Genomic DNA, 22418 nt, shown 5'->3' on the forward strand with positions numbered 1-22418 from the left:
TGTTACGCGTTATCGTCAAGCGTTTGCCAGACGCCATGCGTTGAGATCGTTGACCGTGTCGTCTTCCTTATTTCCCTGTGAAATCTTGAACTCCAGGAAGTTTCCTGGATCACCGAGTTCGGCGACTGATTCGACCACGACATCTGGACCAAACGCATACTTATCGAGATCTTCACGCTTCGTTGAACCAGTCAGCGTCAGCACGGTGCGGTAGCCCATTTGCACGCCACCCAGGATATCGGTCTCCATCGTGTCGCCTACCATCACAGTCTGCGATGTGGTGAGCATCAACTCTTTTCTAGCCGCACGCATCATGATGGGGCTTGGCTTACCAACGCTGAAAGCTTTGCGACCGGTGACTGTTTCCAAATAGGAAACGGTTGCTCCGCAACCAGGGCGGGTGCCCGTTTTGGTCGGGCAGTTGGGGTCCATGTTCGTGGCGATCAGTTTTGCCCCGCCGAGGATCATGTTCACGGCGTGCTCTAATGTATCGAGCGTGATGGTGCGACCCTCGCCGACGACGACAAAGTCCGGGGCATGGTCCACAATGGAGTAGCCATTATGGTGCAGCGCCTGCAAAAGGCCGCCCTCGCCAATCACATAGGCGGTTCCGCCGGGTTTGTGCTTTGCCAGGAATCGAGCGGTCGCCATGGCGCACGTAAAGATGTGTCGTTCCTCGACTTCAATGCCCATGCGTTGTAGCTTCGTCGTCACATCGCGCCGGGTGCGTTGGCTGTTGTTGGTAAGAAACAGGAATGGAATTTCCTGTGCCAGTAGCGCGTTTATGAAGCGATCTGCTCCGGGGATCAACTGACTCCCGCGATAAATAACACCGTCCATGTCGATTAAAAATCCGTTCCTCATCATCAGTTTTCCCTGCTCAGTTTCGTAGTTCGACCCTGCAGGCGCAAGGCTCCAGAGGCGAAGAATGCAAGTTTCATACCGCGTTTGCCAAATGCCCAGAAAACCCTAGGAAACGAGTCTCTGTTGCGATACGACCGGGTCTTGAGAGCGATAGCTGCTCTTAGCTTCGGCAGGAAATTGCAAGTTTGCTGTGCAATGCAATTCGAACCCAATGGTGGCGGATAGGGCCGACAAAAAACAGCCACGAGCTTTCGCTCGCGGCTGTTCTTCGTTATTAAGCTACGTGGTCTTCAAAGCTACCTAGTACCAGTGGCGACCGCTGTGCCGGTCCCAATGCCCTTCGCGATGGAAGTCCCAGTGGCCAGGCTGCACATCATAGTGATTGCCATGACGCCGCACTTCCGTGGGATGCCAATCGTAATGGCTGGTGTCATGATAGTCGTAGTGTGGACGGGCTACGTGGCCCCGAGAGGCGGAGTAGTAACTCATCGGTCGCTGCGGTTAGTAGGCTCGTGTGCTAGCGTGGCCAACCCGGTTATTGCTTCGATAACCGTGTGTTGGGAGCCTTCCCGGACAACAACAGTGCGTTGATGCTGGTCGCGGCCCGACTACGTCACATCGCGGGCACAAAATGGGGAACGAGAAAATACCTGGACATGAGTCGGCTTGCCGATCAGCAGGAAGTGCGAGAGCAACAAGAGACAACCGAGGAGGCGGTCGAGTAGGCCGCATCCGCCCCAACTCCTCCGCTGCTACGGAGTTGGGGACGAACCTGCCAGCAAGGGCATACCCCAAAAATGAATGTGCGCAGGTTGACGGACACTACCGATGACTTTCTCAGCGGACTCGATGTATTGCATCGGATCCGGTGGCACACGTTCCAGAATCGAACGCGACATTATATGCTCGCGTGTCAGCGCCCTACCCGCGTCATAATAAACGCAAAGTTTGCTCATGATCTCGCAGTGCGGTACTGATGCAGAACAAGATAGGGTAGGGCTCACCTTTGTGTATCACATTCTTCTAGCAGCTTCTCATCTATTCAACAATCACTGACAGGCAAGGGTTTACAACCTGTCTAAGAAAGGTGCCAGAACTAAATCCTGAAGCACAATCAGTTATCGGTTCCTGACAATTCTTTACTTTGCAGAGCGCGAGCGGCAAGGCCTATCCAACTCTTTAGACGCTGCGTCAGGTTCACGCGATTGTTATACGGCGCCCCTCCCGAGCCTGCGAAACACTTCTGATTCGGAGAGATCGTCTATTTGCACGACTTTTCGAGGTGAAGTCTTGCCGCGAATCACTCGAACTGCACCAGTTGGCAAATCGAGCGCCAGAGCAAGCGTCGCTTCGACCGCCAGATTTGCCTTCCCGCGTTCGGGTGGAGCGGTCACTCGCAATTTGAGTACGTCGCCGAGCCACTCGGCTACGCAATTTTTCGAAGAGGACGGAACGACTTTTACGGATAGTCTGATTGATTCTTCTCCTAACAGCTGGGATCCAACTTCGACAACGCGCGCGTCGCATAACGGCAACGATCAACGAGCCGGAACGATTGATCTAAACATTGAAAAGCACATGTAAGTCTGGATTCGCGTGCATCGTATTGTTATCCCGCGTTGTCGTCCTTGGAGAAGATGCTCCGACTTCCCGCTGTGCCCCAAGTCTGCTCGTTGAATTGAGAAGAATTTCCGGGTGCTACGGTTAGCCATTGCCACTCACCTTTGTGAACCAGCCTTGCAACAATTGCAATCTGACCAACATGATAGGTTATGTGTGCAACTGAACGCGTTATAGCCTGTGGGATCGTGTGGGATTCTCCACGAATCTGAATACGGTGGCCCAAATTGTCATCGTCAAGTGATTCGATTGCAGTCGCAAGTGCGCCCCATCCAGAGTCGAAATGCACAATGAGCGATTGTCGATCACCGTCCCAGTCGAGAAATTCAGTATCCCGGTTGCGATCTGGCTTCTCGCCGTCCGTGGTAAGAAAGTCCGTCCATCTGCTTCGGAGGTTGCCTCCCAGATGACGCAATATGATTGCGACTGAGTTGGTAGTGGGTGCAGGCCGCGCAAACAGTTCCTCGTCAGTAAGTTGTTCGATTGTGGCGTCAATCATGCATCTATACGACACGATTGTTTCGCGCATTGTGCTCAGCCATGGGAGGTTGCTTGTATGTTTCATAATTAATCTGGATAACGTCAAGCGTAACCGGCGGCGACGTTACGCGTTGATTTCAGTTTCCGCCGGATTCGCCGCTCCGGTTCCTGCGATTGTTGTGCGCCCCTGTTGAGTCAATCTCTTGCCTGGACCTTCGTGTTGAGCTTGAAATCTTGCGGCTCCGTGGGAGGTTTCGCGATTGCGACTATCTGATTGAGGTTAACCCACGTCCTGTCGGTTTCGATTTCCACGGAAGCCTGTTTGCGGAGTCGCACAAGGTGTGCTTGGCCATCCTCGGTAGCTTCCAGCTTAGCTATGGTTTCCGCAGTAAGTGCCGCAATTGCCAATCGCTTGAAGTTCCATTTGAACGCATCCTTGATGGATTTAGGGTGTTCGACAGTCACCCACGAATCACCCCAGAGCTCCACGACGGTGAAGATAGAGACGAAATACGTGATGCTCGCTGATGTGATCCTCGCTGTGTTCGGTCCTTTATTGTCGTAGGGGTCCAACGGAATACCCTCCGTTTGCTTAAACGGTGACTTGCCAGCAAATCGGAGTATATAGTCGTTTCCGGGTTTTAGAAACGACGGTGGGGGACCGTCATCGTCTTGCAGCGCGGAATCCGCAGCGATCAGCAATGTACTGATAGTGAGAACAGATATGAGCGTTCGCATGCGTTCAGTACTCCTCTTTGGCGTATAACGTCCAAGGTAACCGGGCGGCGGACAAGCACCTTTAGTGTCAAGGCGCGGCCGATCCGCCGCTCGGGTTGACCGCTTGGTTCGGCTCAGAATGTGATCTGGACGTAGTGACAAGGACGCACAGTATCATGGACAACACCCACAAGTAAAAGCCAACTCCCAGCTTTGACAGAATCTCGCTGGAACTTGCCGGAAGAAAAGCAGGAATCGGCGTACGAAATAATTCCAATGTATGAAGCGATATAAGCACTGAAATTGCACCGCAAAAACGCGCAGCGACCATCCGGTTTGAGGAAAGACTCAGCCAGGCCCCAATGAAAGTTACGTTTGCGAACCATCCGTATTGTCCGCAGAGTGCGCCGAACCATCCAATACTCAGTAGGCTGGCGCCATAACTCCAGCCCCCAAGTCCCTTGGCTGCACCCTGGTCGCGTTCCAAGTAAAGGGCTGGTGTCGCAAGTGCGATTACATAACAGATGCAACTGAGATACATGCATATCCGCTGTGGCGTCCAGATCACTGCTTTAAGAGACGGCTTCTGCTTGACAGTGACCATGTGCGTTGTTCCTAGGACTGGCACGAGAGCCTAACGTTTGAAATCACGCGGTTGCGGCCAAGTGACTCTCCATCAGGAAACGCGCGATCCGCAACTCGCGTGCATTTTATTGTTCGCCCTCTGCGTTCTATTCGCGCACTGCCGCTTCAATTTCAGCGATGTCGATTTTCATCTGTTTCATCATAGCCGTCATCGCCTTGGCAGACACATTCTTGTCGGCGTTTGTCGTTAATTCCGTCAGTCGCTTTGGATAGATTTGCCAAGACACCCCGAAACGATCCTTCAGCCAGCCGCAGTGGCTTTCCTCGCCGCCATTTGCGGTCAGGGCAGACCATAACCGATCGGACTCCGCTTGATCGTCGGTCGCGACCGAAATCGACACCGCCTCAGTCAGAGTGAACATCGGCCCGGCATCGAGAATCTGGTACGGTACCCCGCCAAGCAAGAAGTCAATTACCGAAAACTCGCCATGTCCCGCGTCACCGTGGAAGGCCTTCTCAATTCGGCTTCCCGGGATCAGTGAGCAGTAGAATTCTGCGGCTTCGCTGCCCCGCCCATCGCGGAACCATAGGCAAGTGCGGATAGAGTTAATCATCGTATTGTTCCTTGCGTGATACTGGTTTCTATTGCGAACAGCTCCCGAACGTCAACCAGTAGTCGATTGAAAATGTTCGAATTCGACACCTATTCGAAAGTTTTCCGAAAAGTCTGCTGGCGAACGTCCGTGATCACCGAGCCGGGACGAGTGATCTTCTATTTTCAAAAGACGCGCAAGACTGGCTTCGCGTGCATCACATTGTTATCCCGCTAAGTGTCCAGGTATGTCTCAGGTACGGTGATCCCCTGGAGACGGAAAAACGTAAGCTGATCGAAATAGCCGCGTTGAAACACAATTTGGTCATTTTGTACATGGAAGAACCCGCAGCCCCGCAGTCCTGTCGGATCGCTCCATTCAAGGATCGCCCATTCGCCTGCTTCGTGCAGAGTCTCTTCATTGCAAGTCATGTCTGCTCGTTTGAACTCTGTCTCAAACATCTTGCGGATTGCAGCACGTCCCACGAGTGGTTCGGTCACGATCTGGTGGTTTGTCGCGTCTTCTGCGTAAAGTTCGCACAGTCCTTGAACATCGGCCCGATTAAATCGGTCAACCCATTCGCGAACAACTTCGGCGGGAGTCATTGAGCAGTCCTAGTATGGCGATGGTAGCTGGCGGGATAACGTAAATCGGCTCAGTTGCCGGCCGCCCGCAGAGAGCAAGCTTCAAACCGACAACAACATCATATCGCGGGCGTCGCCGGTCAACTGCAGCCGGTGGTTAGGCCGAGACAAACTTGGGTTCACCAAACAACTGGCGGTACCGAAAAATGTCCTTGCCAACCACAAACACGCGGAAACGTGGGTCGTTCGCCTTGCGATATACTGGGATGTCGTTACGTATGGGGTCAACTCCCGCAGCAGTTAGCTTAGATTCAAGTACTAGAGCGTCACTTTCGTGTCGAAAAAACCCGACGATGTGCCAATGCTTTTCCCCTGTAACCTTGTCGAAGAAAAAATCACAGGCCTCTCGCTCAGACTTCGAAGCGTAAATCGGTGGAGAGTCTATACCGCGTTCGCTATAAAACACTACCCATTCGCCATCTCGAAGGTCGAGACACCAAGCATCGTGAGCGCTGGCGGAGATCGAATAGTTTGAAGGGTTGCATCCTTCACACCTCAAAAGTTCATCTAAATCGGTGGCTCTCATAGTCGGCCTAACGCCTATGATCACCGAGTCGCCGGAGTGATCACTGCTTCAAAAAACGCGCCGTCGGCGACTTCGGTGCATCATATTGTTATCTGCGTTTGCCTTTGAGTTCGGCAATTTTTCGTTCAATTTGCGACGTGTATTTTTTCGTCTGCCATTCGTCGATTTTTATTTTGCGAGTCTCGCGTATGGCTGCAAGTGGAATACAGATGGATTCATCCCATAACAGTTCCGTTTCACGAACCTCTTTTTTTCCGTCCCAGCCGGCAACAACATCGTGAACCCTTGGAACCAAAAAGTCGACCAGTGCGATTCGTTGATTTAGATCTAGCCGTGCCCCTTCGCATTGCAGGATATCGACGACTGTGTTTCTACCCGAATCGTAAACTGTCAGATAGAAAGGGTATTCCGAATCCGCGCCGGTGTTGTATTTTTTCAATCCCTTCTTCGCATCTGGGGGGAGCGATTTGAGAATCTCATCTTCGAGCTGCTCTCTCTTCTTGCGCCTCGCAGCGATTTTGAATTTGAGTTTTGGATCAGCCTTGAACGCAGCGTCTATAGCATCAGAGAGGTCCTGCCGATCCATTTTTGCGGTCACGTTCACACCGCAAAGTTCGGCGTAATCCAATTGGCGTTGGGTTGGCGGTTTACGCTCCCGCCCAGTGAGCAGTCGAAAGATTGCTTTGAGCAAGAGCATTCTCCGGTTTTTTGTTTAAGCAGATAACGGATCGGCGATAAGCGGCGTTGAATAGTGCCGCCGACTCCGCCGAGCCTAAAAAGGTTGATGCCAGATGGTACAGCGGAGATTTGAACCGAGCTATTCAACGTCCGCTTCATCGGCTTGTTAGCCGGCGTCGCGCGAGGCGCTCCGCTGGACTACCCCGAAGTGATCGGGCGAGCGATCAGTTGTCTCAGCACCGAGAGCAAAGTACCACCAATACCGAGTAGGCAAAGTCCTGCGCCGGGGATTGCGAGGAAGCTCAGCGCCTCTTTTGCTGCTCCCGTACTGCCGACCGAAGGCGCAGCGAGTCCCGCCACGAGCCAGAAGCCTGAGTACAGGAGAGAGCCTGCGCCAAACGCCGCCGCAGAGGTCCTCTCAAGAAGGCCGGTGCTTCCGGAGAGCCCAAGGAGAACAATCGACGCCAGAGCGGCCGCACCGATCGCGCCGCCATGAAGGTGCGCTCTCTTCATGTATTCCCATGATTTGGAAAGGACGGCATCCCTCTTGCTCGCATCGCTCTGATAGACGGTCTCGAACACGGGATCCGCTGAGGAGCGCAAGTGACCCTTGATGGAGTCCTCCGCCGCTCCAAACGCGCCGCCAAGAAGAAAGCCGAAGGCAATCGACAGCAGCGCCAGAATGATCCCGGGAGCTAGAGGTCTCAGATTCGGTACGGAATGGCTCGACATGTTGCCTCCTCGTGTGCGGCAATACACTCGTACGCCGGCTAACTATAAATGGACAGAAAGTAATCCGTATAATTCCCATCTATCATAACAATGCAGATTCCCGAAGGTCAAACCAACAAACGACTTGCGGCTTGGATGCTGGTTATTCGGATGAGTTGACAGAAACAGCTTGCGTTAGTGCTCAAGTGTACACATACTGTCAGAATGAAGCTACTGAACCAAGTACGGCAAAAGCTCCGTGCAGGACACTATGCCTACCGCACCGAGCAAGCTTATGTCCACTGGATCGAGCGCTTTATCCGCTGGCATGCCAAGATCCACAAGAGATGGCGCCATCCGTCCGAAATGGGGACTCCGGAGGTCGAAGCGTTTCTCTCCCATTTGGCCGTCGATCGCCATGTGACTTCTAGTACTCAAAATCAGGCCCTCAGCGCTCTGCTGTTCTTGTATCGCCACGTGATAGAGAAAGAGTTGGGCGACTTGAATGCGGTGCGGGCCGCTCGGTCGCGCCATTTACCAACGGTACTCACGCCCGAAGAGGTCGGTCGCCTTTTGGAGTGCTTGCAAGACCGAAGCGAAGCCCATGGCGCCTACGCGCTGATGGCTTCGCTTATGTACGGCAGCGGTTTGCGGCTCATGGAGTGTTGTCGTTTGCGCATCAAGGACATTGATTTTGGTCGCAATCAAGTGATGGTCAGGCAAGGAAAAGGCAATAGGGACCGCGCCGTGCCATTGCCTCGAACGGTACGTGAGCGTGTGCAGCAGCAAGTTCAATGGCGAGAAAAACTGCACCGTCGCGATCTCGAGGGCGGGGAGGGGCGAGCTGACTTGCCCCACGCCTTTGAGCGCAAATCGCCGAGTGCGGCGTATGATTTAGCATGGCAGTTCGTCTTCGCTTCCGACCGGTTGTCGCGTTGCCCACGCACGGGCCGTTCCGGACGTCATCACCTGCACGAAAACGCACTGCAAAAGTCGTTCCAACGGGCGGTTCGTTCAGCGGGAATCCCCAAACGGGCAACCTGCCACACACTACGTCACTCTTTCGCGACACACCTGCTGGCCAGTGTTTCCTGATCACGGGGGGTGCCGACATCCGTACTGTACAAGAACTACTAGGCCACAAAGATGTTTCCACAACCAGGATCTACACACATGTGTTGCAGCGCGGCGCTTGCGGCGTACTCAGCCCGTTAGATACGCTAAAGGACTAGCGCGGGTGCCACCCAGCCCCCCTCACTCCAACCCAGCCATCACCTCATCCGGAATATCGAAATTCGCCGACACGTTTTGCACATCGTCGTGATCGTCGAGCGCTTCCATCATTTTGAGTACCTTGGGAGCGTCGCCTGCTGAAACTTCGACGGTGTCTTGAGGCACGCGGGCGATCTCAGTAGATTCAGTTTCAATCTCCGCCTTCTCCAGAGCTTCTTGGAGGTCGGTCAAAGATTCTGGTTCACAGTAAACTTCAAAGTTGTCGCCTTCGCTACGAACATCGTCAGCCCCTGCTTCAAGGGCCAATTCCATGAGCGCTTCTTCGCCGATCTGTGCTTTCGGGACAATCGCCAATCCCTTGCGATCGAACATCCAAGCGACGCAGCCTGTAGCGCCGAGTTTGCCGCCGGCGATCTCGAAAATCTTGCGTACTTCTGGTGCCGTGCGATTGCGGTTGTCGGTGAGAATCTCACACAGCACGGCCACGCCTGCCGGGCCGTAGCCTTCGTACAGCACTTCCTCCAGGTTGCCACCCTCGAGCTCGCCGGTGCCCTTTTTGACAGCCCGTTCGATGTTGTCCTTCGGCATGCTGACGGCTTTAGCGTCGTTGATGGCATACCGCAGGCGCAGGTTCATCGACAGGTCGCCACCCCCGTCGCGAGCAGCAATGATGATGGCCTTGGAAAGTTTGCTCCAGACCTTGCCCCGCTTGTTGTCGATGGCCGCCTTCTTGTGCTTAATACCGGCCCAGTGAGAATGTCCTGCCATTTTCGGATGTCAGATGTTCGATGTGAGAAGGATGATGTTTAAACGAATTCCATGATCGGCCTGAGAGTTCAGATCGACTATCAAGGCCGCAAAAGACACAAAGCATATTCGCGAAATTCGACCTGTGCCGCCTGACTCAGCAATAGTGCTTTATTACTGTTAGCGGCTTCTGTGGTTACGCAAATCGCGAGTGGGCTTCTATCGCTTTTTCTTCTTTTTGACTTTCTTTTTCGTAGTCGTTTTCTTCTTTGTTTTCTTCTTCGTCGGGGACTTGGTCGTTTTCTTGACGACCTTCTTCTTGACTTTCTTTTTCACCTTCTTCTTGGCGACTGTTTTCTTCGCGGCATTCTTCGCTACAGCCTTCTTGGTGGCCGCAACCGGTTTCTTGGCGACTGCCTTTTTAGTGTCGGCCTTTTTAGTGTCGGCCTTCTTGCTGGCTGGCGCCGCCTTTGCAGGCTCGGCCTTCTTCTCCTTGGCCTTGGGTTTCTCGGGTACTGGCTCCGGTTCGGGAGCTTTCTTGGGAGCACGTTTGGGAAGGCGGTCTTTGCATCCAGGGTCGATCTCCAGCAAGATCTTACGAATCGTCTGGCCGTAAGGGCTACGGTTCAGTTCCACGCCCAACTGGTGCAGGATCGTGCCAACTTCTTCTCCCTTATTCTTGGGCACGGCGCGTTCCAAGCCTGGAACGGTATATTTCTTCGCCTCGGCGTCGGAGATTACGCCCACCACACGCAAGGACTCCAGCAAACCCGAATTAATCGGAATCGAATGCCCGGCGAGGCCCTGTTGGACGGCAAACGAAACGATGTAGGGCGTGCTGCCGTTGTACCTCGTGATAGTTTTTACGGACTGGCCAATGTTTTGCTTCTTCATTGGCTCTAAGTCAAACGAGTAATGAGTTTCAAAAACGCTCTGCAACACACGTTTCAGACGCGTTGCAGATTCTACTGGATCGTTCAGCGGCTTCATCACTTCCGCTAGTTCCAGGAGCGTACTCACGCGCACTTCGTTCCAATCGAAATAGTCGTTGCTGAGCGACTGAAAGACCTCTTCCGCCACATCGTAGGTGCTATTCTCCGCACAACAGGCAAAGACCAAATGGTCTAGCAACGAGCGGTCCTTCGTCAGAACCACGAGTTTGTAGTGTTTTTTGGCAACCTTCAATACTTTGGCGATCAGGGCTGCTCGATTCGTAGATGCCATGGTGTCGATTCTTGGTAGGAAGTGGAAAATTTTATGGATGGTAGGGTCGGCGACTGGCACCCAGCCGCTGATGAAAAACTCTATTCTTCTTCCTGGTCCGTCAGTTCTTCTAGCTCGGTATCTTCTGCCCTTGCGTCCAGTGACTCGGTAGGCGGGAGATCTTCAGGTGGAAGCACTTCGTCTAGTACCTTTGCTAACTCGATCGATTTCTTCACGCCCATATCCAATTCAAACTTCAATCGTGGCGTGTATCGTGTGTCGATGCGTTTGGCAATTTTGCTCTGCAAGTACCCGGCTGCGCTCTGCAGGCCACTCACGCACAGACGTTGTTTGGCATCATCTCCCATGACCGAGACGCTCACCTTAGCCTGTCGCATATCGGGCGCGACTTCGACTTTGGTGATTGTCGCGTTCTCGATGCGCGGGTCTTTTAGGTCCGCGAGAATCGCCATGCCGACGACTTCGCGGATTGCTTGAGCGGCTTTCAGTACGCGGCGAGAGGACATAACCAAACGAAGATCAAAGGATAATTGAAGTCTGGCCAGGCAGCTTCAGCAGCCTGGCAGCGAAAGTTATTCGGGTTGACGATCAGTCTTCGAAGCTACGGCCAACTTCTTCGACGCGATATACGTCGAACAGGTCGCCCTCTTTCACGTCGTTAAAGCCCGAGAGCTTAATGCCGCATTCGAGTCCTTCACGTACTTCTTTCGCGTCGTCCTTCTCGCGTCTGAGAGTATCAATCGGATAATCGCCGATGATCGTATTGTCACGAATGACACGAGCACGGGCGTTCCGCTCGACTACGCCTGAGAGAACCCGGCAGCCGGCAATGGTTCCACTGCGACTGATCTTGAAAATCTGCTGAACCAGGGCGCGACCCAGGTCGATCTCCCGTTCTTCCGGCTTTAGCAGGCCTTCAATGGCCGCTTTGAGATCTTCGGTGATCTTATAAATGACCTCGTAACGCCGTACTTGCACGCCTCGTTTGTCGGCCATGATGCGTGCTTTCTCATCGGGCACCACGTTGAAGCCAATTATGATCGCATCGGACGCATCGGCGAGGGTTACATCTGCTTCGGTGATGCCGCCTACCGATTTTTGCAGCAGCTTGATCTTCACTTCTGGGTGATCTAGTTTCCCAAGTTCTTTTTGAATCGCTTCGATCGAACCACGCACATCCGCTCGTAAGATAATGTTGAGCGTTTGCACCTCTTCGGCACCATCAAGCCGATCAAACAGGTTCTCCAATGTTACATGCTGAACGTCTACATCCAAGTTCGAGTTGCGGGCTTCGTGTGCACGATCTTCAGCTATCGTGCGAGCCTTGGCAATGTCGTCCAATACGTAGAAAGCTTCGCCAGCGCCCGGAGCCACGTCGAAACCGGTGATATTCACAGGCACACTCGGGCCCGCTTCTTCGAGGCGAGCGGTGGGAATGAGCGTATCGTACATCGCCTTCACCTTGCCGTAGGCTTGGCCAGAAACAATCACGTCGCCCACGCGCAAGGTGCCGTTCTGTACCATGACTTTGGAAACCACACCGCGGTCGGATTCTTGCTGTGCTTCGATGCAAGTACCAAGGGCAGGACGGTCGGGGTTGGCTGTGAACTCGTGCAACTCGGCAACGGTCAGAATGGTATCGAGCAATTCATCGATGCCTTCGCCGGTGATTGCACTGGTCTTAACGACTTCCACATCGCCGCCCCATTCACTGGGCACCAACTCCTGGGCGGTCAGCCCTTGCATTGCCTGATTGGCATCGACACCCGGCAGGTCGCACTTGTTGAGGGCGACAATGATGGGCACTTCAGCTGCACGAGCATGACTGATGGCTTCCTCTGTCTGGGGCATGATGCCGTCATCGGCAGCCACCACGAGCACAGCAATGTCCGTCACGTTTGCACCGCGAGCACGCATTTCGGTGAAGGCTTCGTGGCCCGGTGTATCGACAAACGAAATTTGCTGATCGTTCTTGAAAATCGTGTACGCACGAATGTGTTGCGTAATGCCGCCACTCTCGCCGCTGACAACATCGGTATCGATAATCTTGTCGATGAGCGACGTCTTACCGTGATCCACGTGACCAAGGAAGGTGATAATCGGTGCGCGAGGCTGCAGGTCTTCCTCCGCGTCCTCTCGATCACGAATCTCCGCCAGGTACTCATCTTCGACGGTTAATTCGTCACGGAATTCAACCTCGAGCCCCAGTTCAGCAGCTACTAGTTCTGTGAGATCAGGATCCATGACCGCCGCGATAGTGGTCATGACTCCTTCTTCCATGAGCAAACGCAAGATATCCGTAGCAGCAACACCCGCAGCTTCGGAAAGTTCGCGGACTGTGCAAGGCAGCTGAACGGTGACCTTGCCCTTACGTGGTGCCGCGGTATTGATACCTGAACGACGACGTCGGCTGCGACGTGGCGGGCGAGACATGCCACCGCTACGCCGTCCGGTACGACTGCGACTGAGCTGGCGTTGCTCACGCCCGCCCAGCATTGGAGTATCGCCCTTCTTGCCCCGTCCTTTGGCTCCTTTTTCCTTTTCACTCTGCAGCGCGTCCTCCGCTTTGCGGAGATGTGCTTTCAGCGGGGTGGCCCCAGCTTTGCTCGCCTTGAGTGCATCGGCGGGCAATTTCATGTCCGGTTTTTGGGCGGCCGGTTCTTTCTTGCCACGCGGAGCGGGCTTGGGAGGTTCATTCGTTGGCATCGGCGCGAGCTTAATTGCCGGGCGAGCACGACCACCGGAACCCTTACCGGCTTTGCGTGCACCCCCTCCACCAAGTACCGGTGGCTTGCCGCCGGCAGTAGTGCCGCCAGGAGGAACGTAGTCACCTCGCTGCATGACGCGAGCCAACGGGCCAGGCCGACGGGGGCCTTCGTCTTGCGGAGGCTCGGCCGGCGTCGCTGCGGTTGCTGAATCACTTTCGGCTGGCTCGCCATCTCCACCAGCTCCGCTATCTTTACCTGATGCGCTATCCTCACTTGCTCTGCTCGCCTCGGCAGCTTCTGCCGCTGCCGCTGCCGCTGCTTCTTGCTCGGCCTTTTCCTTGGCAGCTTGCTCGAGGGCTGCCTGACGAGCAGCGATCACCGGGTCTATCGGCTTGGGCGTGCTGATGACCTTAACGCGGTCGACCTCTTTCTTCGTGGGTCGCTGCGGGGCAATCGGTGCAGATGACTTCTTGCCCGGCCCGGCCGAGGGCTTCGCACCGCCGCCAGAAAGATGCTCGCGGATTTTGGTGACTTCCCCGTCGTCCAAACTGGCCAGCGCAGAGCCTTTACCACTGATGCCGATCTGCGTGCAGATATCGACCAGCTCTTTGCTGTCTACTTTCAGTTCCTTGGCCAGTGAATAAATGCGGACCGCCAAATTACTCTCTCCGTGCTCGCAATCGACTGGTCTCTTGAGGACCAACCGAACGATCGAGCATCTAATGGTGTGTTAAAAAAACATAGACTTGCGTCCTCCAACAATCATTTGCTGCCGTGCTACGACAATCGCTGGGTGCCGCAGGCTGCGCTTGCCGAGTCTGGACTTACCAGCGACGGCGAGCCCAGCATTGGTAAGCGTTGACGGCACTAAACCGATTCCTCCTTGTTCTCGTCGTCGGAGTCTGCCGTCGGTTCAGCGGCGGGCCCATCCTTAGCAGGCGACTCAGGTTCAGAGGACGAATCTCCTTCAGTTGCTGGCTCTACTGTTTCGGTTGCAACTTCCGCTCCGTCGTCGGTCTCATTGGTGTCAGTCTCGCCGGCGCCGGACTCGCTGGCGCTAGCTTCTCCCTCAGCGGGTGGCTCGGTTCCAGCTTCTGCTCCGTCAGCTTCAATACCTTCGGCTTCTGCTTTCTCAGCAGCTAGGGCAGCTTCCGCTTCAGCGTGCTGTTCTTCGATCTTTGCGAGACGATCTTCCTCACGTTTGCGTTTGCGTGCTTCTTGGGCAGCGGCCTCGGCCTCTTCGGCTAGCGATTCCGCTTGTTCGACTATCTTATCAACTTGCTCCTCGGTGAGGCCGCCCATTTCCATGAGGGCATCGGGCTCTATTATCGACAGGTCGTCGTAGCTAAGGAAGCCTTCCTCGACCAATCGCTCGGCCACTTCCACCTCTAACCCATCCAAAGCACTAAACCCACCCACAGCACGATCAATGGACTCGGCCAACTCGTCCTGGGTCATGATCTCGATATCCCAGCCAGAGAGTTTACTAGCGAGGCGAACATTCTGACCGCGGCGGCCAATGGCCAGCGAAAGCTGATCTTCCCGCACCAACACAATCGCCCGACCGAGCATTTTACACAGGATCACCTGCTCAACTTCGGCCGGCTGTAAGGCGTTGGGAATGAGTATTTCCAGATTATCGTCCCAGCGGACGATATCGATGCGTTCCCCCGCTAGTTCATCAACAATGTTCTTGATGCGATTGCCACGCACACCAACGCAAGCACCTACGCAATCAACCCGCGCATCGCTGCTGCTCACAGCTACCTTAGAGCGATAACCGGGCTCACGCGACATGGCTCGTACTTCAATGACGCCGTCTATGATCTCAGGGATTTCTTGTTCAAAAAGTCGCTGAACCAACTGGGGACGCGTGCGACTGAGAATCACCTTTACACGACTACCTGCCTTGCGAACTTCAAAAACTGTGGCGCGAACACGTTCGTTCACGTGATGCGTCTCACCGGGAATTTGCTCGCTGCGAGGGAGAATTGCTTCCACGTTAGTCAGCGTTACGGTCGCAGCGCCACCGTCGTAACGATGAATCAGCCCGCTCACAATTTCGCCAATTAGGTCGCTGTACTCGTCGTACAGGGCATCGCGTTCCGCTTCGCGAATCTTCTGAATCATCACTTGCTTGGCGGTCTGAGCACCAATGCGACCGACGGTCTCTTCAGAATCTAGCACTTCGCCGTTGTGAGTGGCAGCAATCTCGCCGCTATCACGATCGATACTAACCTCGATCTCTTCCTCTTCGCCGTAGTGCTTCTTTGCTGCTGAGACTAGCGCAGCTTCGATCCCCTCGAAAACAATTTCCTTTTCGATGTTCTTGTCGCGATGGATAGCATCGACGATGCGGAGCACTTCAGAGGGGTTCATATTGAGAAAGATCCTTTCGCGGCGTATTCGCCCGCCGCGTGCGGCACAGTCAAGTTGTCAGATTGTGAGTCAGGTTTTTCAGGTTGTACATCCAGAGAGCCTTAATGCCGTGAAACACCGCAAGACCTCCCCCCGCACTCGCTACCCCAAAGGAGCCGCGAAACGTCGAAAGGCCTTAGAGGTCAACGACTTAAAGCACTCTATAGTCTGGCTACTCTACGATGGGTTTGCCGACGTGTCAATGGGCAGGGCAATGTGGGTCTCGGCTAAGCGGCAAGCCTGGCTTGCCGCCTAGCCGAGACGAAGTGACTGAGCTGGGCTCAACCGCGCCCCACAACCAGCGCCGCCGCTTGCCCCTGTGGCGTGACGCTCAGCTTCAAGAAGCTCTCTCCGGCGGGCGAGCCCTCGCTGGCGATGCTCACCGGGCAGTTTTCATCCGGTGACTGGAAATTTAGTGTTTCAAAGAGCTTTCCCTCGCCAAGTGCCATGACGCTCGCCACTAGCTCGACGACGCTACTCGCCGCTCCCAAATTACCGAAGTAGCTCTTTGCCGCCACAACGGACGCTTCGCTTCCTGTTTCGCCGCCCAATGATCTTAGCGCCTTTGCTTCCGCCGCATCAGCTTTAGTTGTGCCTAGCCCATGAGCCGAGATGTGCCCAAGTGCATCAAATTCGAGAGAAGCATCGTCCAACGCAGCGGCTGCTGCATGCTCGAGTGACTCCTCGGGGCGGGCCTTGAGATCGACATCTGTCGCCACCGAGCTGCCAGCCCCCAGGATTTCGCCATAGATTGTCGCCCCGCGTGCCAGGGCTGCTTCGCGCTCTTCTAATACTAACGCACCTGCCCCCTCGCCAACGACCATACCAGTTCGAGCGGCATCAAACGGCCTACTCGCTGTTGTCGGGTCGAGCGTCGGATCGGCCAACTGCTCCGTCTGCACCGCGTGGATGGTCTTGAACGAATGAACGCGCGTGCCGCACGCCCCGGCCAGCATGCGATCGGCGTGCCCACGAGCAATCGTGTGCGTCGCCTCCCGAATGGCCATCAGCCCAGCGACTTCCCGCAGTGTGAGCGAATTATTCGGCCCTCGCAAATCATTAAAAATGGCTATATGGCTGGCTGGCATGTTAGGCAGAAACTTGAGCATCCACAGCGGGTTCATCTCAGGTAAACCCGTTGGCCCCCACTGGTCGAACTTAAAATCAGCCTCGTCCGCGCCACATTTGTTCATGCCATCGAGAAAGTCATCCGGCGGGCTGAGCATGTAGTCGCTGCCGAACACCACGCCGGATCGTTCTGGGTCGGGCACCGCTTCGCCGAAACCGGCATCGACCATCGCCTGCTGAGCTGCAGAGACCGCCATCATCGTTTCGCGACACATCATCTTCAGAGCTTTGCGGATCACCTTCTTGCGGTCTTTGGTCAGTTCGCCAAAGTCACCGATTTCGCCGGTGAAGTCACGCGCCTCGCCAGCATAGACCACTCGGCCCGCCAGCGGGGGCAACAACCCTAGCGGTGCCACACCGCTACGACCCGCACAGAGCGATTCCCACAGCGCGGCAGGCGAATTACCCAGTGGCGATACCACCCCCATCCCAGTGATCACAACACGGCGCGAAGAATTGGAAGCACTCATTATGCAGGACACTAGTCACGGAATTTGGGGCAAAGATCGAGCCCTCTAGCATATCCGAACTACTCCCGGAAGTAAGCCCCGCCAATTGTGCCACGCCAGCCATTCCGCTTCAGGCTTAGCCGACGGCATGAAAGAGGTGACCGCCCGGATCAGGCCGCCCAGATTGGAGTGGAGAAGTCAAACTGGGCGTTATGAGCTGGGCGATTTCAGAACTGGGCCGCCAAACTGCGAGCGGCTCAATACCGTCCATGAAATGTCGTATTGCGACTGGCCGTACTAGCAGCAGGCCCACCACCGGTGGCGGCAGTCCCTGGCACAGCAACGATCCCACGGCTTTCGACCATCAGCAACGCATCGGCTCGCGGGGGCGATTTCGGCAGGTGAAGCGTATCCATGATAAGGTTCGGCTTAGCCGGTCCTGGAGACGCGACGACGCCCATGCTCAGCAGGAGTACCTGATTTGTCGGCCAGCGGAAACGTTCGTGAAGCGAAACCATCGTCATCTGAGGGACCTCTACCTGTGTGCGTTGGTTGGGAGCAACCGTAGAGGGGGCTTCCAACTGCACCGGTAACATCTTTTCGACTTGGGTGAGTTTTAGTTTCACAACCGCGTCAGTCGTGGCCGTGTCCATCGAAAGTAGTGGGCTGAATTCAAAGTTAAATCCCTCGTCAATCGTGGCCAACTCAGGCTGATAACCGGGCCATACATTGGCCGTCGGAATAATGCCCTTGGTGTAGCTGAGCGGCTTAATCGAACTGACCACCTGCGACTGTCCGTTGAATACCATCTGGTGAGGCGGGTTGTGTTCACGATAATCCGTGCGGCGACGCAGTTCGGAAAGCAGCAGTGCCGCATCTTCACGGGCCATAATCCAACCCTGCACACCTGGTGATTGCACCGGCAGCGGGGTCATCAGCGGCAATGCTCGAGCTCGCCAGTTGGGGTTCTTCATCGTGATGATGCGAATGCCGAACCCATGTTGCTCAGCCGCTTTGTTGACAAAGCGGTCGACAATATCCGCGACGGTCGCCTGCATCTGTGGAGTGTGATAAATCTTCAGACGCTGACGATCCGCACTCAGCAGACCCACTGGACTAGAATGCCAAGCCTCGTAGCCCGTCTCTCGCAGAATCCAGTCAACAATCGTTTGTTCGGGATGTTTCGTGGCATCGACCCGCATCGTGTAAGGCGTGATGTCGTACTCACGCCACACTTGTCCATGGTCGTTGGGAAGCGCGCCGGTACCCTTACTTACTTGAGCGCGTGTTGCCCCAGCAGGGAGCGAATTGCCCGGTGCAGCTTGCGCCGGGGGTGTTTCGCCCGGTGTTTTCGGACTATCTGCCTCGCCGTTATCATAGCGGGCGGTGCGCACTTGCGGTGCCGCTGTCGCGTTGCTGGAAGAGCCTGGCGCCCGCCAACCCGTCGCGCCACTCTGTTGAGCATGTAATGTTTCGCAAGGCAGGTACAGCAACGCGATAGCGAGTATCGCTTTATGCATAGGCATCGGAGTCTCTCCGCTGGTCTCGATGGGAATCCATTCCGGAGGCGGAGTGTAGAAAAGGGTAGGGTGCCCAACAAGATCGTTGGGAGGAGCGTGCTAGCAGCCAGTGTGAGACCCGTCGAATAGAGAGCCGCAGGAAATACCCCGAAGGAGTTACATATCATAGCCCAGGGCAACTGCCGCGAGCCTAGGCGAGCAAGGGACGCCCTGGGTTCCGGAAGCATACAAAGACATCGACCGAGCAGAACGCATTGTCGACGATTGCGGACCATCGAGGTCGATATGAGAAACGGTAAACCCAGGATGACTGCGTTATGATATCACGTAACGACTGGCGTCTCCCAGCCATCATACTCGCCACCAAACTCCTCCGCCTTACTTGTGGGCATACCGTATTCGTTAGGAAATTTGCAAGAGAGCCTGATGATAGCCAAATTGGTGAGAGCTAATTCAATTTGATCGGCGATGCCAACATCGACGCTAATGAAAGCTTGATACTCACCCATAGCGCACGGAAACATGACCCATTCGTTGCTCATCAGCAATGCCTAGAAAAGAACGGAATCTGCTGAGAGCGAGGCGTAGGTGCCTTAAACCGGGCGAGGCGTAGCTCGCCGGCTACTTCGAGGTGCCAGCATCACTACCGCACCGCACCCGCCACCAAAGACGCATTGTGCCCGCCGAACCCGAAACTGTTTTTCATCACGCACTTCACTTCGCGCTCTTGCGGCGAGTTCGGCGTGTAGTTGAGATCGCACGCGGGATCGGGCGTGTCGAGATTGATCGTGGGCGGACAAACTTGGTCTCGCAGAGCAAGCAGCGAGAAGATCATTTCCACGCCGCCGCTGGCACCGAGCAAATGGCCCAACTGGCTCTTCGTGCTGCTCACGTTCACGACCTTCGCATGATCTTCAAACACGCGTTTCACGGCGGTGGTTTCTGCCTTATCGCCCAACGGTGTGCTCGTGCCGTGGGCGTTGATGTAGTCGATCGCGGATGGCTCGACCTGGGCATCCCTCAGCGCAGCGCTCATAGCCCGGGCTGCGCCGGTGCCTTCAGCATCTGGCTGGGTGATATGGCCTGCATCGGCACTGGACCCATAGCCGAGGACCTCGCCGTAGATTTTCGCTCCGCGTGCTTTGGCGTGCTCGAGTTCCTCGAACACGAGAATCCCGGCTCCTTCGCTTAACACGAAGCCATCGCGACCGGCGTCAAACGGGCGGCTGGCTGCTGCGGGTGCATCGTTTCGTGTGGATAGGGCCTTCATGTTGGCGAAGCCGCTCAGGCCGATGGGCGTGAGTGCTGCCTCCGTGCCGCCGGTCACCATGACGTCGGCATCGTCGTATTGAATCGACTTGAATGCGTCGCCCATGGCGTTGGCTGCACTCGTACATGCAGTCGCCACGGCATAGTTGGGTCCGCGAAGGCCAAAGCGAATCGAGATGTGCCCGGCTGCCGCATTGAGCATGAGCTTGGGAATCGTGAAGGCACTGACCCGATCGGGACCTTTGAGGATCAAGCGACGTTCTTGCTCTTCGATTTCATTGAGTCCGCCAATGCCCGAGCCAATGATGGCTCCACAGCGGTAGGCGTCTTCCTTCTCGAAATCGAGACCCGAGTCCTTCACGGCATCGGCTGAAGCAGTCAGGCCGAACTGCGTGAAGCGATCCACCCGCTTCGTTTCGCGGTGATCTATGTACCCTTCGGTCGTCCAAACATCCGATTTTACTTCGCCACCAAAATGTACCTTGAAGGCGCTCGTGTCGAACATCGTGATCTCGCTAATGCCGCTCTCGCCGGCGAGAATGCGTTTCCAAACGTCTTCAACACCTGTGCCCAGCGCTGTAACACATCCTAAACCAGTAATGACAACGCGGCGTTTCATCGCAAACTCAACTTCGTAAGAAAGACTTGGGACGCACTGAAAACATCGGCGAGGAACCAACTGCGCAGCGCTCGGAAATCACGCCAGTACACTCTTAGGTACCTACACGATGAGGCAAGCTGGCAAGGGAAGTCTGCCATCGATACAGCCACGGCTAAGCGGCAAGGCGCTACGAAGAGCTGCCGTTTTTCTCGATGAAATCGACCGCCTGACCAACCGTTTGAATCTTCTCGGCTGCATCGTCTGGGATGTTCACGTCGAACTCTTCTTCGAGTTCCATAACCAACTCAACCGTGTCGAGCGAGTCGGCGCCAAGATCGTTCACAAAGGAAGTCTCGGGCGTGATCTTGTCTTTATCGACGCCAAGTTGCTCTGAGACAATGTCTGTTACGCGTTCTAATATTGAGGCCACTGTGTGGTTCCTCCTTCAACCTGTAAGTGTCTGTCGTTTTGTAAAATGCGAAGCGAGCCACCCAGATGATGAGTCATTCACTTCGCAATGCTGACTTTCCGCTAAGCCGGCACTGACGCTAGCTTAGTTTTCTCATTTACTCAGCTCTGCACAATTAGGGCTGTGGCACCATTGTCGAGAAACTTGCTCGCTTGCACACCGCCTAAAGTCCGCCTTCTGTGTAAGCCATTCAAAATAGAACGTCTATGCGAAGGAGGTCAAGATATACCGTCTCATTTAGGGGCTGTCTAGGTCGGCTGATCATAAGTCCCTAGCCGCGGGCCAACGGCTCGCAGGTGCCCTGGCAGTAGGAAAATATACCCGCGATGTCTGAAATTGGCTCTCCGATTACGGGATTCGAGGCTGCGTGAGCAAACCTCCGACGAACAGTTGACTCGCAGGCTAATTCCCGCTCGTCACTGCCCCCCCTGAATTAAGCAGTCAGCCCCCCGTCGATCGTCAGCACTTGGCCCGTAATGTAGCTCGCAGAGCCGCTAGCAAGATAAAGAACGGCATCGGCGATCTCTTCGGCTTGCCCCAAACGTTGGGCCGGGATGCGTTTCTTGACCTCTTCATCCAAGGCGGAACCGAGCGCATCGGTCATTTCGGTGGCTATGAATCCTGGGCAAATAGAGTTGACCGTGATTTTTCGTTTCTTGCTGGCCAGTTCACGTGCAACCGTCTGCGTGAAGCCAATAATGCCGGCCTTAGAGGCCGAGTAATTCGACTGCCCTGGATTGCCCATGATGCCCGATACGCTCGAAATGTTGATGATCCGACCCGTCTTCTGGCGCATCATGACGCCTGTGGCCGCCCGCGTTAGCAAGAACACCGAACGCAGGTTCGTGGTGATCACTTCGTCCCAATCCTCGTCGCTCATACGAGGAATTAGTGTGTCTCGCGTGATGCCCGCGTTGTTGACCACGATATCTAGACGTTCCCAGTCGGCGTGGATCGTGTCGACGATTTTCTGCACCGCTTCGGAGTTCGTCACATCGCAAGGAAAACTCTCAGCCGAGCCACCAGCCGCGATGATCTCGTCGACAGTTTCTTTCAGCTTTTCTTCATTCCGCGCAAGGCAAGCGACTTTCGCTCCCGCAGCCGCGAGCGACAAGGCAATCGATTTGCCAATCCCACGCGACGCGCCCGTTACTAATGCGGTCTGTCCCGCGAGATCGACTTTGATTCGTGCTTCGATAGAGTCTGGCATCGTTTTCCCTACTAACTAGATTGC

At 55.1% G+C, this 22418-nt stretch carries 24 protein-coding genes; 3 read left to right on the top strand and 21 right to left on the bottom strand.

Annotated features, from left to right (window positions below; genetic code table 11):
- Positions 1-15: 15 nt before the first annotated feature.
- Positions 16-864: an HAD-IIA family hydrolase gene (locus HG15A2_RS17960; protein ID WP_145061963.1), complete on the bottom strand. Its 849-nt coding sequence runs from the start codon at positions 862-864 to the stop codon at positions 16-18.
- Positions 865-1164: 300 nt separating this feature from the next.
- Positions 1165-1353, bottom strand: coding sequence for a hypothetical protein (locus tag HG15A2_RS17965; protein ID WP_145061965.1), 189 nt, complete (start codon positions 1351-1353; stop codon positions 1165-1167).
- A gap of 65 nt (positions 1354-1418) precedes the next feature.
- Here HG15A2_RS17965 and HG15A2_RS17970 point away from each other — a divergent pair, with 65 nt between their 5' ends.
- Positions 1419-1589 (top strand): hypothetical protein, encoded by a 171-nt coding sequence (locus HG15A2_RS17970; RefSeq protein WP_218932069.1) that lies wholly within the window; start codon positions 1419-1421, stop codon positions 1587-1589.
- Between the two features lie 27 nt (positions 1590-1616).
- On the opposite strand, the gene HG15A2_RS24205 is transcribed toward HG15A2_RS17970, so the two are convergent.
- The 8 genes from HG15A2_RS24205 to HG15A2_RS18010 form a co-directional block, all read right to left on the bottom strand.
- On the bottom strand, positions 1617-1763 hold the full coding sequence (locus HG15A2_RS24205; RefSeq protein WP_218932070.1) for a hypothetical protein: 147 nt from the start codon (positions 1761-1763) through the stop codon (positions 1617-1619).
- Between the two features lie 309 nt (positions 1764-2072).
- The gene (locus tag HG15A2_RS25180; protein WP_218932071.1) at positions 2073-2399 is read right to left on the bottom strand and encodes a DUF167 domain-containing protein; all 327 of its coding nucleotides are present in this window, start codon (positions 2397-2399) and stop codon (positions 2073-2075) included.
- Between the two features lie 74 nt (positions 2400-2473).
- Positions 2474-3049, bottom strand: coding sequence for a DUF1572 family protein (locus HG15A2_RS17980; RefSeq protein WP_145061967.1), 576 nt, complete (start codon positions 3047-3049; stop codon positions 2474-2476).
- 110 nt (positions 3050-3159) lie between these two features.
- Positions 3160-3702: a hypothetical protein gene (locus HG15A2_RS17985; protein WP_145061968.1), complete on the bottom strand. Its 543-nt coding sequence runs from the start codon at positions 3700-3702 to the stop codon at positions 3160-3162.
- A 710-nt stretch (positions 3703-4412) separates the two neighbouring features.
- On the bottom strand, positions 4413-4880 hold the full coding sequence (locus HG15A2_RS17990) for a VOC family protein (protein WP_145061970.1): 468 nt from the start codon (positions 4878-4880) through the stop codon (positions 4413-4415).
- A gap of 212 nt (positions 4881-5092) precedes the next feature.
- On the bottom strand, positions 5093-5464 hold the full coding sequence (locus HG15A2_RS17995) for a nuclear transport factor 2 family protein (RefSeq protein ID WP_145061972.1): 372 nt from the start codon (positions 5462-5464) through the stop codon (positions 5093-5095).
- A gap of 653 nt (positions 5465-6117) precedes the next feature.
- A complete protein-coding gene (locus tag HG15A2_RS18005; RefSeq protein WP_145061976.1) occupies positions 6118-6657 on the bottom strand; it encodes a hypothetical protein in 540 nt (179 codons plus the stop codon).
- A 248-nt stretch (positions 6658-6905) separates the two neighbouring features.
- On the bottom strand, positions 6906-7439 hold the full coding sequence (locus HG15A2_RS18010) for a hypothetical protein (protein ID WP_145061978.1): 534 nt from the start codon (positions 7437-7439) through the stop codon (positions 6906-6908).
- Positions 7440-7643: 204 nt separating this feature from the next.
- Here HG15A2_RS18010 and HG15A2_RS18015 point away from each other — a divergent pair, with 204 nt between their 5' ends.
- Together HG15A2_RS18015 and HG15A2_RS25275 are read left to right on the top strand one after the other, a co-directional pair.
- On the top strand, positions 7644-8513 hold the full coding sequence (locus HG15A2_RS18015; protein ID WP_449185917.1) for an integron integrase: 870 nt from the start codon (positions 7644-7646) through the stop codon (positions 8511-8513).
- A gap of 17 nt (positions 8514-8530) precedes the next feature.
- The gene (locus HG15A2_RS25275) at positions 8531-8650 is read left to right on the top strand and encodes a tyrosine-type recombinase/integrase (protein ID WP_449187098.1); all 120 of its coding nucleotides are present in this window, start codon (positions 8531-8533) and stop codon (positions 8648-8650) included.
- A 22-nt stretch (positions 8651-8672) separates the two neighbouring features.
- On the opposite strand, the gene HG15A2_RS18020 is transcribed toward HG15A2_RS25275, so the two are convergent.
- The 11 genes from HG15A2_RS18020 to fabG form a co-directional block, all read right to left on the bottom strand.
- Positions 8673-9419 (bottom strand): YebC/PmpR family DNA-binding transcriptional regulator, encoded by a 747-nt coding sequence (locus tag HG15A2_RS18020; RefSeq protein WP_145061980.1) that lies wholly within the window; start codon positions 9417-9419, stop codon positions 8673-8675.
- A gap of 198 nt (positions 9420-9617) precedes the next feature.
- Positions 9618-10622, bottom strand: a complete 1005-nt coding sequence (locus HG15A2_RS18025; protein ID WP_145061982.1) for a hypothetical protein — start codon at positions 10620-10622, stop codon at positions 9618-9620.
- Between the two features lie 80 nt (positions 10623-10702).
- Positions 10703-11128 carry a 30S ribosome-binding factor RbfA gene (gene rbfA, locus HG15A2_RS18030; protein WP_145061984.1) on the bottom strand — a complete coding sequence of 142 codons (426 nt, stop codon included), beginning with the start codon at positions 11126-11128 and terminating at the stop codon, positions 10703-10705.
- Between the two features lie 82 nt (positions 11129-11210).
- Positions 11211-13988, bottom strand: coding sequence for a translation initiation factor IF-2 (gene infB, locus HG15A2_RS18035; RefSeq protein ID WP_145061986.1), 2778 nt, complete (start codon positions 13986-13988; stop codon positions 11211-11213).
- 209 nt (positions 13989-14197) lie between these two features.
- Complete coding sequence (gene nusA / locus HG15A2_RS18040; protein ID WP_145061988.1) at positions 14198-15709, bottom strand: transcription termination factor NusA; 1512 nt, start codon at positions 15707-15709, stop codon at positions 14198-14200.
- Between the two features lie 320 nt (positions 15710-16029).
- Complete coding sequence (locus HG15A2_RS18045; RefSeq protein ID WP_145061990.1) at positions 16030-17346, bottom strand: beta-ketoacyl-[acyl-carrier-protein] synthase family protein; 1317 nt, start codon at positions 17344-17346, stop codon at positions 16030-16032.
- A gap of 236 nt (positions 17347-17582) precedes the next feature.
- The gene (locus HG15A2_RS18050) at positions 17583-18851 is read right to left on the bottom strand and encodes a hypothetical protein (protein WP_145061992.1); all 1269 of its coding nucleotides are present in this window, start codon (positions 18849-18851) and stop codon (positions 17583-17585) included.
- A 317-nt stretch (positions 18852-19168) separates the two neighbouring features.
- Positions 19169-19387 (bottom strand): hypothetical protein, encoded by a 219-nt coding sequence (locus HG15A2_RS18055; protein ID WP_145061994.1) that lies wholly within the window; start codon positions 19385-19387, stop codon positions 19169-19171.
- A gap of 101 nt (positions 19388-19488) precedes the next feature.
- A complete protein-coding gene (gene fabF / locus HG15A2_RS18060; RefSeq protein ID WP_145061996.1) occupies positions 19489-20733 on the bottom strand; it encodes a beta-ketoacyl-ACP synthase II in 1245 nt (414 codons plus the stop codon).
- A 169-nt stretch (positions 20734-20902) separates the two neighbouring features.
- A complete protein-coding gene (locus HG15A2_RS18065) occupies positions 20903-21145 on the bottom strand; it encodes an acyl carrier protein (protein WP_145061998.1) in 243 nt (80 codons plus the stop codon).
- 472 nt (positions 21146-21617) lie between these two features.
- On the bottom strand, positions 21618-22394 hold the full coding sequence (fabG, locus tag HG15A2_RS18070; RefSeq protein ID WP_246117780.1) for a 3-oxoacyl-[acyl-carrier-protein] reductase: 777 nt from the start codon (positions 22392-22394) through the stop codon (positions 21618-21620).
- Positions 22395-22418: the final 24 nt, after the last annotated feature.

This window comes from Adhaeretor mobilis (assembly GCF_007741515.1).
GTDB lineage: Bacteria > Planctomycetota > Planctomycetia > Pirellulales > Lacipirellulaceae > Adhaeretor > Adhaeretor mobilis.